Annotated in this window: 18 protein-coding genes; 11 read left to right on the top strand and 7 right to left on the bottom strand. The window is 71.8% G+C overall.

All coding sequences use genetic code 11. The features are described from left to right. The first annotated feature begins 63 nt into the window (after positions 1-63). The 3 genes from ACLQ3K_RS15865 to ACLQ3K_RS15855 all read left to right on the top strand — a co-directional run bounded on the left by ACLQ3K_RS15865 (position 64) and on the right by ACLQ3K_RS15855 (position 3,499). A complete protein-coding gene (locus ACLQ3K_RS15865; protein ID WP_426000641.1) occupies positions 64-648 on the top strand; it encodes a hypothetical protein in 585 nt (194 codons plus the stop codon). 77 nt (positions 649-725) lie between these two features. Further along, positions 726-3,059, top strand: a complete 2,334-nt coding sequence (locus ACLQ3K_RS15860) for a DNA polymerase III subunit gamma and tau (RefSeq protein ID WP_426000639.1) — start codon at positions 726-728, stop codon at positions 3,057-3,059. Positions 3,060-3,244: 185 nt separating this feature from the next. Further along, on the top strand, positions 3,245-3,499 hold the full coding sequence (locus ACLQ3K_RS15855; RefSeq protein WP_336670776.1) for a hypothetical protein: 255 nt from the start codon (positions 3,245-3,247) through the stop codon (positions 3,497-3,499). 4 nt (positions 3,500-3,503) lie between these two features. On the opposite strand, the gene ACLQ3K_RS15850 is transcribed toward ACLQ3K_RS15855, so the two are convergent. Continuing rightward, the gene (locus ACLQ3K_RS15850; RefSeq protein ID WP_426000637.1) at positions 3,504-4,805 is read right to left on the bottom strand and encodes a class I SAM-dependent methyltransferase; all 1,302 of its coding nucleotides are present in this window, start codon (positions 4,803-4,805) and stop codon (positions 3,504-3,506) included. A gap of 1 nt (position 4,806) precedes the next feature. After that, entirely contained in the window at positions 4,807-6,258 is a 1,452-nt protein-coding gene (locus tag ACLQ3K_RS15845) for an FAD-binding oxidoreductase (RefSeq protein WP_426000635.1), read from the bottom strand. A 135-nt stretch (positions 6,259-6,393) separates the two neighbouring features. Between ACLQ3K_RS15845 and ACLQ3K_RS15840 the strand changes: the two genes are divergently transcribed. Both ACLQ3K_RS15840 and ACLQ3K_RS15835 read left to right on the top strand, forming a co-directional pair. After that, positions 6,394-6,843, top strand: a complete 450-nt coding sequence (locus tag ACLQ3K_RS15840; RefSeq protein WP_224650762.1) for an SRPBCC family protein — start codon at positions 6,394-6,396, stop codon at positions 6,841-6,843. 136 nt (positions 6,844-6,979) lie between these two features. Further along, positions 6,980-7,819, top strand: a complete 840-nt coding sequence (locus ACLQ3K_RS15835) for a pseudouridine synthase (RefSeq protein ID WP_426000632.1) — start codon at positions 6,980-6,982, stop codon at positions 7,817-7,819. 24 nt (positions 7,820-7,843) lie between these two features. Here ACLQ3K_RS15835 and ACLQ3K_RS15830 read toward each other — a convergent pair whose 3' ends face one another. After that, positions 7,844-8,668, bottom strand: coding sequence for an Rv3717 family N-acetylmuramoyl-L-alanine amidase (locus tag ACLQ3K_RS15830; protein ID WP_426000630.1), 825 nt, complete (start codon positions 8,666-8,668; stop codon positions 7,844-7,846). 112 nt (positions 8,669-8,780) lie between these two features. On the opposite strand from ACLQ3K_RS15830, the gene ACLQ3K_RS15825 reads away from it, so the two are divergent. The 6 genes from ACLQ3K_RS15825 to ACLQ3K_RS15800 are packed head-to-tail and all read left to right on the top strand — an operon-like array spanning position 8,781 to position 11,941. Further along, positions 8,781-9,071: a YbaB/EbfC family nucleoid-associated protein gene (locus ACLQ3K_RS15825; protein ID WP_224650774.1), complete on the top strand. Its 291-nt coding sequence runs from the start codon at positions 8,781-8,783 to the stop codon at positions 9,069-9,071. Between the two features lie 10 nt (positions 9,072-9,081). Further along, positions 9,082-9,735 carry a recombination mediator RecR gene (recR, locus tag ACLQ3K_RS15820; protein WP_224650758.1) on the top strand — a complete coding sequence of 218 codons (654 nt, stop codon included), beginning with the start codon at positions 9,082-9,084 and terminating at the stop codon, positions 9,733-9,735. A 3-nt stretch (positions 9,736-9,738) separates the two neighbouring features. Then, entirely contained in the window at positions 9,739-10,287 is a 549-nt protein-coding gene (locus ACLQ3K_RS15815; RefSeq protein WP_426000628.1) for a uridine kinase family protein, read from the top strand. Positions 10,288-10,320: 33 nt separating this feature from the next. Then, the gene (locus tag ACLQ3K_RS15810) at positions 10,321-10,917 is read left to right on the top strand and encodes a DinB family protein (protein WP_426000626.1); all 597 of its coding nucleotides are present in this window, start codon (positions 10,321-10,323) and stop codon (positions 10,915-10,917) included. Positions 10,918-10,926: 9 nt separating this feature from the next. Then, positions 10,927-11,415, top strand: coding sequence for an SRPBCC family protein (locus ACLQ3K_RS15805; RefSeq protein WP_426000623.1), 489 nt, complete (start codon positions 10,927-10,929; stop codon positions 11,413-11,415). 1 nt (position 11,416) lies between these two features. Further along, entirely contained in the window at positions 11,417-11,941 is a 525-nt protein-coding gene (locus ACLQ3K_RS15800; RefSeq protein ID WP_426000621.1) for a methylated-DNA--[protein]-cysteine S-methyltransferase, read from the top strand. Here ACLQ3K_RS15800 and ACLQ3K_RS15795 read toward each other — a convergent pair whose 3' ends face one another. The 4 genes from ACLQ3K_RS15795 to ACLQ3K_RS15780 all read right to left on the bottom strand — a co-directional run bounded on the left by ACLQ3K_RS15795 (position 11,942) and on the right by ACLQ3K_RS15780 (position 14,960). Next, positions 11,942-12,340, bottom strand: coding sequence for a type II toxin-antitoxin system VapC family toxin (locus ACLQ3K_RS15795; RefSeq protein WP_426000619.1), 399 nt, complete (start codon positions 12,338-12,340; stop codon positions 11,942-11,944). It abuts the gene before it with no gap. 5 nt (positions 12,341-12,345) lie between these two features. Then, the gene (locus ACLQ3K_RS15790) at positions 12,346-12,627 is read right to left on the bottom strand and encodes a type II toxin-antitoxin system Phd/YefM family antitoxin (RefSeq protein WP_224650745.1); all 282 of its coding nucleotides are present in this window, start codon (positions 12,625-12,627) and stop codon (positions 12,346-12,348) included. A gap of 357 nt (positions 12,628-12,984) precedes the next feature. Next, positions 12,985-13,692 carry a glutamine amidotransferase gene (locus ACLQ3K_RS15785; RefSeq protein ID WP_336671054.1) on the bottom strand — a complete coding sequence of 236 codons (708 nt, stop codon included), beginning with the start codon at positions 13,690-13,692 and terminating at the stop codon, positions 12,985-12,987. 26 nt (positions 13,693-13,718) lie between these two features. Continuing rightward, complete coding sequence (locus tag ACLQ3K_RS15780) at positions 13,719-14,960, bottom strand: MurT ligase domain-containing protein (protein ID WP_426000617.1); 1,242 nt, start codon at positions 14,958-14,960, stop codon at positions 13,719-13,721. Positions 14,961-14,971: the final 11 nt, after the last annotated feature.

Genomic DNA, 14,971 nt, shown 5'->3' with positions numbered 1-14,971 from the left:
TCTCCGCCGACGGTCCGCCCGCTACCGTGGGTGCAGACGCAAACGTCGAGGGGGAGGGCCCGCATGTATCCGAACGCCGTACCGATTCCGCGCATCTATCGCGCGCTCGCGCTGATCCAGGCGATGATCGCCGCGCTCACCCTGGTGGGGCTCGTGATCTGGTGGATGTCGTCGTACTCGTCGATGGGGGACGACTACGAGGACGACCTCGGCTTCGGCGGGATGATGTTCATCCTGCTGGCGCCCACGCTGATCCAGGTCGCGCTCCTGTTCGTGCCGCTCATCGGCCTCTCCGTCTTCGTCGCGCGCGGGTCGCTCCCGGCCCGCGTCGCCAGCTGCTGCATCTGGGGTGTGCTCATGCTGTTGGGTCTGGTCGCGGTGCAGGTGCACCCGGCCTACGTCCTGGTCCTGTTCGTCTCGCTCTGCATGCTGCTCGCGATGTCCTTCGCCGACCGCCTCGGCGGCGCCCGCCCGCCGCAGCCGCCGGTCCCGGGCCCGGGACCGGGGCAGTTCGCGCCCCCGCCCCCGTATCCGACGGGGCAGTTCCCCGCGGTCCCGCCGCACCACACCGGGCAGTTCCCCGCGGATCCGCCGCCCCCGTCGGGTCGGTTCCCCTCAGTCCCGCCCCAGGCCGACGAGCGACCTTGACGGCACGGCCCGGCGGACGCGCGGACGGTGCTGGAGCGAGCTGCGCCGCTGTCGGACCCTGCCGGTAACCTGGCACCGTGGCTCTCTACCGCAAGTACCGTCCAGCGACGTTCGCCGAGGTCGTGGGGCAGGAGCACGTCACCGAGCCACTGAGCACCGCGCTCGATTCCGGCCGGGTGAACCACGCCTACCTGTTCTCCGGCCCCCGCGGCTGCGGCAAGACCTCGTCGGCCCGCATCCTGGCCCGCTCGCTGAACTGCGAGCAGGGCCCCACCAGCACGCCTTGCGGCGTCTGCAACTCGTGCGTCGCGCTCGCGCCCGGCGGGCCCGGCAACCTCGACGTCACCGAGATGGACGCCGCCAGCCACGGCGGCGTCGACGATGCCCGTGAGCTGCGCGACCGCGCCTTCTACGCCCCGGCCGAGTCGCGCTACCGCGTCTTCATCGTCGACGAGGCGCACATGGTCACGCCGCAGGGCTTCAACGCGCTGCTGAAGATCGTCGAGGAGCCGCCGGAGCACCTCATCTTCATCTTCGCCACCACGGAGCCGGAGAAGGTCCTCACCACCATCCGCTCCCGGACGCACCACTACCCGTTCCGGCTGCTCGCGCCCAATGTGATGCGGCCGCTGCTGGAGAAGATCACGGGCGCCGAGCACGTCACGGTCGAGCCGCAGGTGTACCCCCTGGTCATCCGCGCCGGCGGCGGCTCGCCGCGTGACTCGCTGTCGATCATGGACCAGTTGCTCGCCGGCGCCGGGCCGGAGGGCGTCACCTACCAGCGCGCCCTCGGCCTGCTCGGCGTCACCGACACCGCGCTCATCGACGCCGCCGTCGACGCGCTCGCCGCTGCCGACGGCGCGGCCCTCTTCGGCGCCGTCGAGAAGGTGATGGAGGCCGGGCACGACCCCCGCCGCTTCGCCACCGACCTGCTGGAGCGCCTCCGCGACCTGATCCTCCTGCACACCGTCCCCGACGCCGCCGACCGCGGCCTCATCGACGTGCCGGAGGACGTGCTCGAGACCATGCGCGGGGAAGCGGCGAAGCTGGGCCTCGCCACCCTCACGCGCTGCGCCGAGGTCACGCACGCCTCGCTCGCCGAGATGCGCGGCGCCACGTCGCCGCGCCTGCTGCTCGAGGTCATGTGCGCCCGCATGCTGCTCCCCGCCGCGGACGACTCGCAGGCCGCCCTGTTGCAGCGCATCGAGGCGCTGGAGCGCCGCCCCGCGGGTGCTCCCGTCGACGGTGCCGCGCCCGCCCTTGCGACGCCCGCCGCGGCGCCGGGCCCGCCGAGCCCCGCCGCCGGCAGCACTCCGCCGTCCGACGGTCCGCCGTCCCGCTTCGTCCGGCCCAGCCAGCGGCAGCCGGAGGCCCCCGCCGAATCGGCCCCGGCCGCTGCGTCCGCAGTGGCTCCGGCGGCACCGCCCGCGCCGGAACCGGCGCCCGTCGCCCCGGAACCGGCTGCGCCGGTCGCCGTCACCCCGCCCGCAGAGCCCGCGCCTCCCGCCGCCCCGGCCGAGCCGGAGCCTACTGCTGCGGCCGAGCACGAGGCCGCCGTCGTCGCCGAACCGGAGCCCGCCACTGCGGCCGAGCCCGCGCAGCCCGGCGAATCCGAGCCCGTGCTGCACCGGCCCGAGCCGGACCCGGAAACCGCTGCGCCGCCGCGTCCCGCGCCGCAGGCCCCTCCGGCCGAGCCCGCCCCGCAGGCAGTTGCTGCGGAGCCCGCCCCGCAGGCCCCTCCGGCCGAGGCCGCGCCACCACGTGCCGCGGAGCCCGAGCCGGCCGCCGCCGCGGCGCAGGCGCCGTCGGGCCCGTCCGTGGACGAGGTCCGCACGGCGTGGCCCAAGGTGCTGCGGGCGGTCAAGGACCGCAGCACGGTGACGTTCGCGCTGATGCCGAACGTCCAGGTGCTCGGCCTCGCCGGCGACGTCCTGCATCTCGCGTTGCCGATTCCCGCGCTGCTGAGCAGGTTCAGCGATCAGCAGCACGTCGGCAACCTGCGCGACGCCGTCCGCGAGGTCTTCGGCACGCAGTGGAACGTCGAGGTCGGCGACGGTAGCGCCCGCCCGCAGAGTGCGGCCGCGGCGGCGCCGGCACAGCAGCAGCGTCCGTCCGGCGAGCCGCGTAAGGCGCCGCCCACCTTCGAGCGGCGCAGCCGCGCGGGCGATCAACGACCGGACTCACGGCCGGCGGGCCGGGAGAACCGCGCACCGTCGCACCACGACGACATCCCGCTTCCGCCCGAGCCGGACCCCGAGCCGGCACCGGTCGAGGAGATCTCCGAGGAGGAGATGATCGACGCGGCGCACCGGGAGGACGCCGCCTCGGGCGGCACAGCCGCCCCGCGCCGCGACCCGGACGAGATCGCCCTCGAGCTCCTCAAGAACGAACTCGGCGCCCGTCCGATTTGATGGCGAGGTCGCGGCGACTACTTGCGGCCGCATTGGCCGCGACCGCGTTGGCAGGATGTGCTCCGTCGAGCCCCGCGCCGGAACCGACGGTCCGGACGGATATCGCGCCGATTCAGAAGCGGGTCAAGAACATCGGCGACCGGTTCACAGCCCGTTGGGTCGGTGGGATCCGCGGGGACGAGCGCGTGCCCGGGCCGAACGCTACGTGGCTCGACGCCGTGGTCGTCGTGGACGACCCAGGCGTGGTGCGAGGACTGCGCGCGGCGGCGGGCGATACGCCCGCTGGCGGGCGGCCCGACGTCTCCGAGGCACTGGGAGATCCGGGTGCCGGGGTCACGAGCACCGGGCTCGACGCCTACGTGGCCGTCGAGCCCGGCACCGTGCGGGCTTTCCTGTACCCGGAGCGCGGAGTGCTCGTGGTGAAGTACTTCCGGGGCTGAAGCCCTACGCGTCCCACCAGGGGCGCAGCGGCAGATCGCCCGCCCCGCCCTTCGGGTCCAGCTTCACCGCGAGCACCTGGTGCAGCTGGACGACGTTGCGCTCGAAGCCCAGCCGTGAACCGGCCATGTACAGGCCCCAGACGCGCGCGGTACCCAGGCCCACCTCGGCGACGGCCTCGTCCCAGTTCTCGACGAGGTTGCGGCACCACGCGGCGAGGGTGAGGGCGTAGTGCTCGCGGAGGTTCTCCTCGTGCCGCACCTCCATCCCGCCGATGTCCTGGATCGCGGCGATCACCCGGCCGGAACCGGTGAGCTCACCGTCGGGGAAGACGTAGCGGTCGATGAACTGGCCGCCCTTGCCCGACAGCTTGTTGTCGTGCCGCGTGATCGTGTGGTTCAGCAGCAGCCCACCGGTCTTCAGCTTCTCGCGCAGCGACGTGAAGTACGCCGGGTAGTTGTGCACGCCGATGTGCTCGGTGAGACCGATGGAGCTGATCGCGTCGAAGTCGCCCTCGGGCACGTCGCGGTAGTCGCTGTAGCGCACCTCGGCGAACTCGCCGAGGCCCTCGGCCTCGATCGCGGCCTGCGCCCACTCCGCCTGCTCCTTGGACAGCGTCGCGCCGATGGCGTGCACGCCGCGCCGGGCCGCGTAGCGCACCATGCCGCCCCAGCCGCAGCCGACGTCCAGCAGCCGGTCGCCGGGCTTGAGGCGCAGCTTCTCGAAGACGAGGCGGTACTTGTTCTCCTGCGCCTCCTCCAGCGTCGCCTCGGCATCCGGGTAGCACGCGCAGGTGTAGGTCATCGACGGTCCGAGCACCAGCTCGTAGAACCGGTTGGAGACGTCGTAGTGGTGGTGGATCGCGTCGGCGTCGCGGGACTTGCTGTGCCGCAGACCCTCCGCGATCCGCCGCCAGCGCGGGATCGCCTCCTGCGGGGGCGGCGCGATGGGGATCATGTGCTCCGCGCCCACCGAGCGTGCGATCTGTGCGATCAGCCGCGGCCCCGGCTTGGCGAACTTCAGGTCGTCCGAGAGCGCACGCAGTGCCTCGTACGGGTCGCCGGGGGGCGCGCCGGTCAGTTCCAGGTCGCCCGCGATGTAGGCGCGGGCGAGGCCCATGTCGCCGGGTGCGGTTGCGAGATAGGTGGTTCCACGCGGGGTGAGCAGGTCGAGGCCGTAGGCCGCGTCGTCCGGGCCGGCCGACGAGCCGTCGTAGGCCTTCACCCGGATGGCGAGTTTCCCGCCCGCCACCTTCTCGATGATCTCGGCGAGGCTGAGCTTGGGGAGATGCTCAGTGGATCGCGTCAATTCACTGCCTCCTGACTGTCTTGTCGTACAGCCCCAGCAGACGATCCTCCGGGTCGTAGCGGGACTTGTACTTCTCCAAGTGGATTCCGCCGTAGAGCTCGTCGAACTCGGCGCGCTCGTAGAAGGCCTCGGAGTAGAGGGACTTGTGTCCACCCAACTCCGACACCTTCTCCTCGATCAGGCGGTTCGCCCGGCCCTCGATCTGGCCGGGTTGCTTCGGGACCGCGGACCAGAAACCGACGTTCACGTAGGTCTCGCGGGGTTCCAACGGGTACAGCGGCCACGGCCGGTCCGGATCCGCGCCGGGCGGCAGCGGCTCACGCAATCGCAACGGGCACAGCCATATCGGCTCGATGGGGATCTCGTCCAAGAACCATTCGAGGAAGTCGACGATCTCGTCGATGTGCACCTCGATGTCCTGCACCACCCGCTCGCCGGGCGGCTCGCCCTTGCGTGCGGCGAGCCGGTCGCCGATGTCCCACTTGCGGTCCAGTGCCACCAGCTTCCAGTAGAAGCTGCTGCGCAGCAGGTGCTTCGGCCACGCGCGCCGGATCTTCGGATTCTGCGCTCCGAAGGCGCGGGAGCACCAGAACCAGTCGGTGTCCCAGCGCCACAGGTAGTCGTGCGTGGTGAGCCGGTCGCGCTTCACCCCGTCGGCGTGCTGGATCGAACGGTAGTAGATCTCCCGGCCCGTGTAGTCGCTGAGCGGGCCGGGCTCGTCGGTCTTGCGGCCGAGGATCAGGTACGACTCCGTCGCGGAGAAGGCCACCCCGTCGAGGTAGTCGACGGGCTCGCCGTCGTACTCCCGCGCATCGACGATGTCCGCCATCGCCTCCTGCAGGTCGTCCAGCGTGTGGAAGCGCACGTGCCGCAGCTCCACGTACCGCGTGACGGGCTCCAGGGCGATCGTCAGCCGCGTCGAATAGCCCAGCGTGCCGTACGAATTGGGGAAGCCGAAGAAGAGCTCCGCGTCCGGCCCGTCCGGCGTCGCGGTGATCACCTCGCCGCTGCCGGTGAGGATGTCCATCGACAGCACCGCCTCGTGCGGCAGCCCGGCCCGGAACGAGCTCGACTCGATGCCCATGCCGCTCACCGCGCCGCCGAGCGTGATCGTCTTCAGCTGCGGGACGACGGTGGGGGCGAGGCCGAAGGGCAGCGTCGCCGCGACGAGGTCCTCGTACGTGCACATGCCGCCCACGTCGGCGGTCCGGGCCTCGGGGTCGATGGAGATGACCGAGGCGAGGCCGGAGACGTCGAGCCCGGGGGCGTCCGTGGCCGCGCGGGCCCGGAACAGGTTGGAGGTCTTCTTGGCCAGGCGGACCCGGGCGTTCGGCGGGATGGCGCGATAGCTGTCGCGGAGCCGCGCGAGGCCCTCCTGGTAGGCGGCTTCGCCTGCGATCGGGACCGTCGTCGGGGTTCGCGCCGGCGTTGCGTTGCGAGCACTCACAATCATCGACGCTATACCTCTCGGGCGCGACGCGCGCGGGTCGTTACCGATTGGTTAGGCTGGCATCGAACCCGTCGGCGGTGCCGACATCCACGCCTCCGACCTGCTCGGGGGCACCGATACTCAGAGGATCGAAGTACGTTGGCCCAGGTAACCGCCACAAAGTCCATCACCATCGCCGCCGCGCCCGAGAAGGTCCTGGCGGCCATCTCCGACTACACCCGCCGCGCGGAGATCCTGCCCCCGAACTACCGCGAGTACCGCGTCGTCGAGGGCGGCCAGGGCTCCGGCACCGTCGCCGAGTGGGTGCTGCAGGCCACCGAGAAGCGCTCGCGCAACGTGCGCGCGACTGTCGCCGTGGACGGCGTCACCGTGACCGAGACCGACGCGAACAGCTCGATGGTCACCACCTACCGGGCGGTCGCCGCCGACAGCGCGGGCGACGCCACCACCGTCACCATCACCACCACCTGGCAGGGCGCGGGCGGCATCGGCGGCTTCTTCGAGAAGACCTTCGCCCCCAAGGGCCTCGGGCGCATCTACGACGAGCTGCTCACCAACCTCAAGGTGCAGGTCGAGTCCAACGGCTAGACGGCCGCGGCGGCACCGGGGCGCCCCCGTCGCGCCCCTGCCGCTGCGCGACGGGGTCGACCCGACGCGGCTCGTCATCGCCGAGGAGGAGGCCGGGCGCACGCTCGGCGAGGTCCTCGAGGCCCGCTTCCCGGGTATGGCGGAGTACGTCGCGCGGGAGAGCGCGGCGGGACGCGTCCTGTCCTCCGACGGTGCGCCGCTCGGCCCAGGCTCGGTGGTGACCGCCCGGCAGGCGGTGTGGATGTACCGCGAGCTGCCGGACGAGATCGACGTGCCCTTCCCGATGCCGATCCTGTACGAGGACGAGCGGATCGTCGTCGTGGACAAGCCGCACTTCCTGGCGACGATGCCGCGCGGCGCGCGGGTCGTGCAGAGCGCCCTGGTGCGGCTGCGTCGGGAGCTCGATGAGCCGCTGCTCTCGCCCGCGCACCGGCTCGATCGGCTCACCGCCGGCGTGCTGCTGTTCACCCGTGACCCGGCGGTGCGCGGCGCCTATCAGCAGCTGTTCGCGACCGGGCGGGCCCGCAAGGAGTACGCGGCCCTCGCGCCGCTACGCGCCGGCCTTGCGCTGCCGCCGGTCGTGGAGTCCCGGATCGAGAAGACGCCCGGCATCATGCGGGCCTACGAGGTGGACGGCCCGGTGAACGCGCGCTCGCACGTCGCGCTGGAGGCCGAGGTGCCGGACGGGCGGGGCGGCACCGTCGGGCGGTACCGGCTGCGCCCGGAGACGGGCAAGACGCACCAGCTCCGCCTGCACATGTCCGGCCTGGGGGTGCCGATCCTGGGGGATCCGCTGTATCCGGAACCGCGGGAGTTCGTGGACGGCGACTTCTCCGACCCGCTGCGCCTGCTGGCGCGCACGCTCGCCTTCGCCGATCCGGTGGACGGCACCGAGCGCGAATACGTGAGCCGGCGGGACCTGGCGGTCGTGAATTCGGCGGCTCAGCGTATCAGCGAGCCGGATGAGGCTTCGTAGCCCCGAATTCGGCCGGATTCACGACTAGCGCGTCGCAGGAGTGCCCAGGTAGGCGGCGAGCCCGGCGGCGATGGCGTCGGCGAGCCGCTGCTGGCCGTCGGCGGATTCGAGCACCTTCGCCTCGGTCGCGTCGCGGAGGTTGCCCGCCTCGACCAGGACCGACGGCACCGTCGCGAGGTTGAGCCCGGCGAGGTCGGAGCGCGGGTAGAGCCCGCCCGAGCCGATGTACGCCGCCGGGGTGAAACCGCCGGCGACCAGCGCGTCGCGCATCTTCGCCGCGTACGCGGGACTCGCCGTCTCCTGCACGGGGTTGAGCGGCGGCGAGGAGAGATTCACGTGAAACCCTCGGTTACCGGGGGTGGAACCGTCGGCGTGGATGCTCACGGCGGCGTCGGCGCCCCAGGAGTTCGCGGCCGCGGCGCGGGCGTCGATGCACGACGCGACGGACGTGTCGTCGGTGCGGGAGAGCATCACCTGCGCGCCGGCGGCGGTGAGCGCCTGGTAGAGCTTGTACGCCACCGCGTAGTTGAAGGTGTGCTCGGGCACCCCGTTCACGCTGGTCGTTCCGGTGGTCTGGCACGGCTTGGTGCCGCCGCGCCCCGTCGGGACCTGCTTGTTGATCGTGGCGTCGTTCGCGCCGTTGTGTCCCGGGTCGACGAAGATCTTCTTCCCGCTCAGCGCGCCGGCGGCGAGCGGCGCCGCGTTGTTCACGAGGGCGGGGCCGTCGGGCGATAGGCTGGTGGGTGCGGCCGCGTTCCGCTGCTGTCCGGCGTCACCGAGGGTGCAGCCGGAGAGGACCAGTGCGGGGAGCACGGTCGCGGCCAGGAGGGCGGAACGGCGGTTCGTCACGGATCGCACTGTACCGCCCCAACCGGCACGGTGGTAACACAAGTAACACGAATCGGACATAGCGGGTCATGTGACCGGCGTTAGGGAGACAAGCATGCAGCCCGGAGGCTCGATGGAAGACCTGATGGCCCAGGTCGGCGCGATGCAGCAGCAGCTCATGGCGGCCCAGCAGGAACTCGCGGTCACCACCGTCGAGGGACAGGCCGGCGGCGGCCTCGTGAAGGTCACCGGCACCGGCGACGGCCAGGTGCAGTCCGTGACCATCGACCCCAAGGTGGTCGACCCGGAGGACGTCGAGACCCTGCAGGACCTGGTCCTGGGAGCGCTCTCGAACCTGGCGGAGAACACCGCCGCCGTCGCGCAGCAGAAGATGGGGCCGCTGGCCGGCGGCCTGCCCTTCTGACGGTCGGCACGTGTACGAAGGACCCGTTCAGGAGCTGATCGACGAGTTGGCCAAGCTCCCGGGGGTGGGACCGCGCGGTGCCCAGCGCATCGCGTTCCACCTCCTGGGGGTGCAGCCCACCGACATCGACCGGCTCACGAACGCACTCACCCGCGTGCGCAACGACGTGCGCTACTGCGAGGTGTGCGGCAACGTCTCGGCCGAGACCCGGTGCCGGATCTGCTCGGACCCGCGCCGCGACGCCTCCAAGATCTGCGTGGTCGAGGAGGCCAAGGACGTCCAGGCCGTGGAGCGGACCCGCGAGTACCGCGGGCTCTATCACGTGCTCGGCGGCGCGCTGAACCCGATCAAGTCGATCGGTCCGGACAAGCTGCGGATCCGCGAGCTCCTCGTCCGCCTCGGCACATCGGTCGATGGGGTCGACGTCGACGAGGTGATCATCGCGACCGATCCGAACACCGAGGGGGAGGCCACCGCGGCCTTCCTCGTGCGGATGCTCAAGGACTTCCCGGGCCTCACCGTCACGCGCCCCGCCGCGGGCCTGCCGATGGGCGCCGAGCTCGAGTTCGCCGACGAGCTGACCCTCGGCCGTGCCATGAGCGGCCGTCGTGCCCTGTCCGAGCCGCCGCGCGTGCTCGAGGAGTTCCCGCCCGCGGGCGGGTGAGGCATGGAGGCCTCCGAACTGCTGGCCCGGCTGGGCGGCGCCGAGGGCATCGTCGCGATCGACGGTCCCTCCGGGGCCGGCAAGTCGACGTACGCGCAGCGCCTCGTGGGCGATCTCCGGGCCGACGGTGCCCGGGTCGCCCTGATCCGCACGGACCACTACGCCACCTGGGACGACCCGGTGTCGTGGTGGCCGCAGCTCGTCGACGAGGTGATCGACCCCCTGGTCCGCGGCCGGGACGCCTTCTACCGCCCCATGGTCTGGCGCGACGGCGTGCCGACGCCGGGGGAGGAGCTGCGCGTGCCACGGGCGTCCCTCGTCGTGATCGAGGGCGTCTCCAGCGCGCGCCGCTCCTTCGCCGATCGCCTCTCGCTGGGCCTTTGGCTGGACGGCGGCACCGCGGAGCAGCGACTCGAACGGGCCGTCGCGCGCGACGGCGAGGAGTCGCGCGCCGAGCTCGTGCGCTGGCAGGAGTTCGAGCGCGGCTGGTTCGCGGTCGACGGGACGCGTGATCGCTGCGTCGTCGTCGAGCCCCGGATGGTCGAGACGTAGAAACCTGTCGGTGCCCTGTGGCACCGCCGGGGCATGGACGTCCAGTCGAGCGAGGCGGCCCTTAAGGCCGATATCCAGCGCTACCTGGACCAGGCGCGGGACGCGCTGCTCTGGAAGCTCGACGGACTCGGTGGGTACGACCTGCGCCGGCCTCTCACGCCGACGGGCACGAATCTCCTCGGGCTGGTCAAGCACTGCGCGATGGTGGACTCCGGTTACCTCGGCGGCTGCTTCGGCCGTCCCTTCGCGCATCCCCACCTCCCCGATCCGGAGTCGCCCGAGTACGTCGCGGACGATGACCTGTGGGTGCGCGCTGACGAGCCGACGGAGGCGATCGTCGACCTGTTCACGCGGTCCCGCGCCCACGCCACCGCGACCCTCGCCGAGCTCCCCCTCGGCGCCACGGGCAGCGTGCCATGGTGGGGCGAGCGCGGCCGGTCGGTCACGGTGCACCGGCTCGCGATGCACACCTTCTTCGACCTCGACCGGCATGCCGGCCAGGCCGACATCCTCCGCGAGATGATCGACGGCGCCGCCGGCCTCCAGCCCGGCAACACCAACCTTCCCGACGGTGCCGATTGGGTCGCGTACCGCGCCAAGGTCGAAGCCGCGGCGCGGGCGGCGGAATAGGATCGCCCCATGCGCCTGCGCGACCATCCGATCATCGAGGTCTCCCGGAGGCTGCCCTGCTCGCCGGAGGAGGCATGGCGCCTCGTCACGGACATCACGCTGCCCACCCGGGCGGAGGGGGAGCTGCAGCGCGCCGAATGGCTCGACGGTGCCGACGGCGTCGCCGTCGGAGCGCGGTTCCGCGGCTACAACGCCGATCCGGAGATCGGCGAGTGGTTCACCGAGCCCGAGGTCGCCGAGGTCGAGGACGGTCGGCGCTGGGTCTGGCGAGTGGGCCCGGCAGATGATCCGTTGGCCACCTGGGGATTCGAGGTCGAACCCGCCGAGGGCGGCGCGCTGGTGCGGCAGTGGGCGCGCGCCGGGACCGGGGCCTCGCCGCTGAGCGAGTACATCGCGCAGCACCCGGAGCAGGAGGCGCAGATCATCGACTTCCGCCTCGGCCTCTGGCGCGACTACATGGATGCCAACCTCGATCTGCTCGCGCGGGAGGTGGGCTGACGTGGCCGCCGGGTACGCCCTCTTCGACACCGCTGTCGGACGGTGCGGGATCGCCTGGGGCGCTGACGATGCCGTCACCGCCGTCCGGTTGCCGGAGGAATCCGACGAGATCACCGCGCAATACCTCGGCGACGGCGCGGAGCCGTCCGAACCGCCGGAGTCCATCGCGCGGGTGATCGCGGCCGTCGTCGGCCTGGTCTCCGGTGCGAACCTCGACGACGACCTCGCCTGGGTGCCGTTGGACATGCGGGGGCTCACCGACTTCCAGCGCGCCGTCTACGACGTGGCGCGACGGATCCCGCCCGGCTCGACTCGCACCTACGGCGAGATAGCCACGGAGATCGGCCTTCCCGGCTCGGCCCGCGCGGTAGGCCGGGCGCTGGGCGAGAACCCGTATCCGCCCGTCGTTCCGTGCCATCGCGTCACCGCGGCGAACGGTCGCACCGGCGGCTTCTCCGCGGGCGGCGGCGTGGAGACCAAGATGCGTCTCCTCGCGACCGAGCAGGCAGTTCTGGGGCTCTGGTGACTACTCCGCGCCGGGCGAGACGACGGTGAGCCCCTCCGCTCGCGCGGCGTCCAGAAGTCTTTTGTCGTAGCTGACGAATGCACTGAGTTGCTCGTGGATGCTCACGGCCGACGCCAGGTGAATCGCGTCGAGCGATCGCAGAGTCGGTGGTCCGATGCGCTCGGCTCCGGCAACGATCTCCTCGGTCACTGAAGCGCCGTTGATCCAGTTCGCGACGTATCGGGCGTGGTCGAAGATCTCCTCGTCATCGCGGCGCGCCGCCGTGCGCATCAGCTCGATGCGGCCGACGTCACTGGTTGTCAACGACTCGTGCGCTTCGGCTTGTTCGGCGACCCACATGGTGAGCGCGTCCGATTCGTGCTCCGCGATGATGAGCTTGGTCAGTGCGGAGGTGTCCATGTAGATCATTCTTCCCGCATCTCCAGGAGGATCTGAGTCAGCGACTTCTCGCCGGGCCGTAGCGGCCTCCGCATCGCGACGAGCTTCTCGAGGTCGAACGGGTGCTTGGCGGGCTTGATCTTTCCGGCCGCGACCAATTCGCGGAATTGGCGTTCCTTCTCGCTGACCGGGACCAGCCGGGCGACGAGCCTGCCGTGATTGGTCACCTCGATCTCCTCGCCCGCCTCCACGCGGGCGAGGTATTTCGACGCATGTTGCCGCAGCTCACGGACCCCGATCTGCTCCATGTGCCCAACGGTAGCACCCGTTGTGCTACTCATGCTGCGCCGTTCTCAGCTCCGCGATTCCGCTTCTTCCGCGCGTCGCGCCGCTGCTTGCTGGTTCTGCTCACGATGTCCCCCCGAACTCTCGATGATGAGACAGGCTAGGACGCCGCACCGACATGTTTCGTCGGCGACGTGGGCACCACCTGGATCCGGCGCGGCGGGTGACGCAGGCATGCGTCGTACGCATGGCCGGCGTCCCAAAAACACACGCTGAACTGGGCAGACGCAGCCATGCGTCGCACGCATGGCTTCGCGACGAGACACCTGCCCCGCGGGCCCGGGCCGAGCGTGCGTGAACCCCGGACGGCCCCGGCGGTCCTACTTCCGCAGGCGCTCGCGCCGCAGCAGGTCCACGTCGGGCAGGTCCAGCGGCTCGAGCGACCGCCCGGTCGCGCGGGACAGCAGGTGGTCGGCCAGCTCCGGGTTCCGGGCCAGCGCGGGGCCGTGCATGTAGGTGCCGAGCACGCTGCCTTGCACTACCCCGTCGACCGCGGCACCCGCACCGTTGCCGGTACCCCGCACCACGCGCTGCAGCGGCGCGGCGTCCGGGCCGAGAGCCGAACCGCCACGGTGGTTCTCGAAACCGGTGAGCGGCTGGGTGAGCCCGTCGATCAGCGGCACACCCTCGATCTCGCCGATCGACCGCTCCGCCTGCGGCGTGGTGGTGAGGTCGAACAGCGAGATGCCGTCGACGCGTTCGCCCTCGGACGTCTCGTACCAGTGGCCGAGCACCTGGATCGCCGCGCAGATCGCCAGCACCGGCGCGCCCTTCGCTGCGGCCTCCTGCATGCCCGGGTACTGCGTGAGATGCCGCGTGGCGAGCCGCTGCGCGTAGTCCTCGGCGCCGCCCAGGGTGTAGATGTCGCAGGTCGCGGGGACGGGATCGGCGAGCGTGATCGGCAGGACCTCGGCGTCGATGCCCCGCAGCCGCGCGCGCTGGCGCAGGACCAGGGCGTTGCCGCCGTCGCCGTAGGTGCCCATCACGTCGGGCAGCACCAGGCCGATGACCAGCGTGGATTCGGTGATCCGGGACTCGGATCCGGAGAAGTCGATCACGCGCGCCGCCCTTCGAGAGCCGTGTTCAGGTCGCGGAACGCTGTGTAGTTCGCGAGCACCTCCACGCGCCCGGGCGGGCACGAGGCGATCGCGGTCAGGGGGTCGGCGACCAGCGAGTGCTCGGCGCCGGCGTAGGTCAGCCGTACCGCGAGATCGGCGCCGCGCTCGCCCGAGGCGACGACCTTGCCGTTCTCGAACCGCTCGAACTGCACGTCCCACAGCCAGGAGAGGTCCTCGCCGTCGGGCACCTGCCCGTTCACCGCGATGACCAGGCCCTCGGCGGTGCCGTCGATCATCGACATGGCCTCCTGCCAGCCGGCGGGGTTCTTCGCGAGCAGCATCCGCACGGTGTGCTCGCCGACGGTGACCGTCGCGTACCGTCCGGCGACCTCGCCGACGGTGCCGACGGCCTCGACCGCGGCCTGCGGGTCGGCGCCCATGGCGACCGCCGCGGCGACGGCCTGCGCGGCGTTGCCGCGGTTGGCGCGGCCCGGCAGGCTCAGAGTGAGCGGCGCGACGAAGCCGTCCGGCCCGTGGATGGAGGTGTCGTCCACCCACCAGTCGGGCTCGGGACGGGAGAAGTCGGTCCCCGTCGAGTACCAGTGCGCGCCGTCGCGGACGATGGGCTCGCCCGAGCGGGGGCACGAGGTGGAGTCACTGGTCCAGCCGGCGCCGGCCGCGACCCAGACGACGTTCTTCGCGTCGTACGCGACCGACGTCACGAGCACGTCGTCGCAGTTCGCGATCACGGTCAGCTCGGGGTGCGCGTCGACGCCCGCGCGCAGTCGGCGCTCGATGGCGTTGATCTCGCCGACCCGGTCGAGCTGGTCGCGGGACAGGTTCAGCAGTATCAGCGCCTCGGCGGCGGTGGCGTCGAGGACGTGCGGCACGTGCAGCTCGTCGACCTCGAGGGCCGCGAGCGGCGCGCGCTGGTGCGCGGTGAGCGTGGCGACGATGCCGGCGTCCATGTTGGCCCCGTCGGCCTGCGTGGCGACCTCCCGGCCGAGCGTGCCGAGCGCGGCGGCCGTCATCCGGGTGGTGGTCGACTTGCCGTTGGTGCCGGTCACGACGACGGTCCGCTTGCCGGCGGCGAGCCGGGACATGAGGTTCGGCTCGATCTTGAGTGCGACGAGGCCGCCGATCATCGAGCCCTTGCCGCGCCCGGCGCGCTGCGACGCCCAGGCTGCGGATCGGGCGGCGAGCAGCGCCGCGCGGGCGCGGAGGGGGAGTCCGGGCATGCGCTCCAGGA

This window comes from Tsukamurella sp. DT100 (assembly GCF_049844855.1).
Classification (GTDB): Bacteria; Actinomycetota; Actinomycetes; order Mycobacteriales; family Mycobacteriaceae; genus Tsukamurella.
Note: the sequence above shows the minus strand (reverse complement) of the source record. Positions and strands in the feature narration are given on the sequence as shown.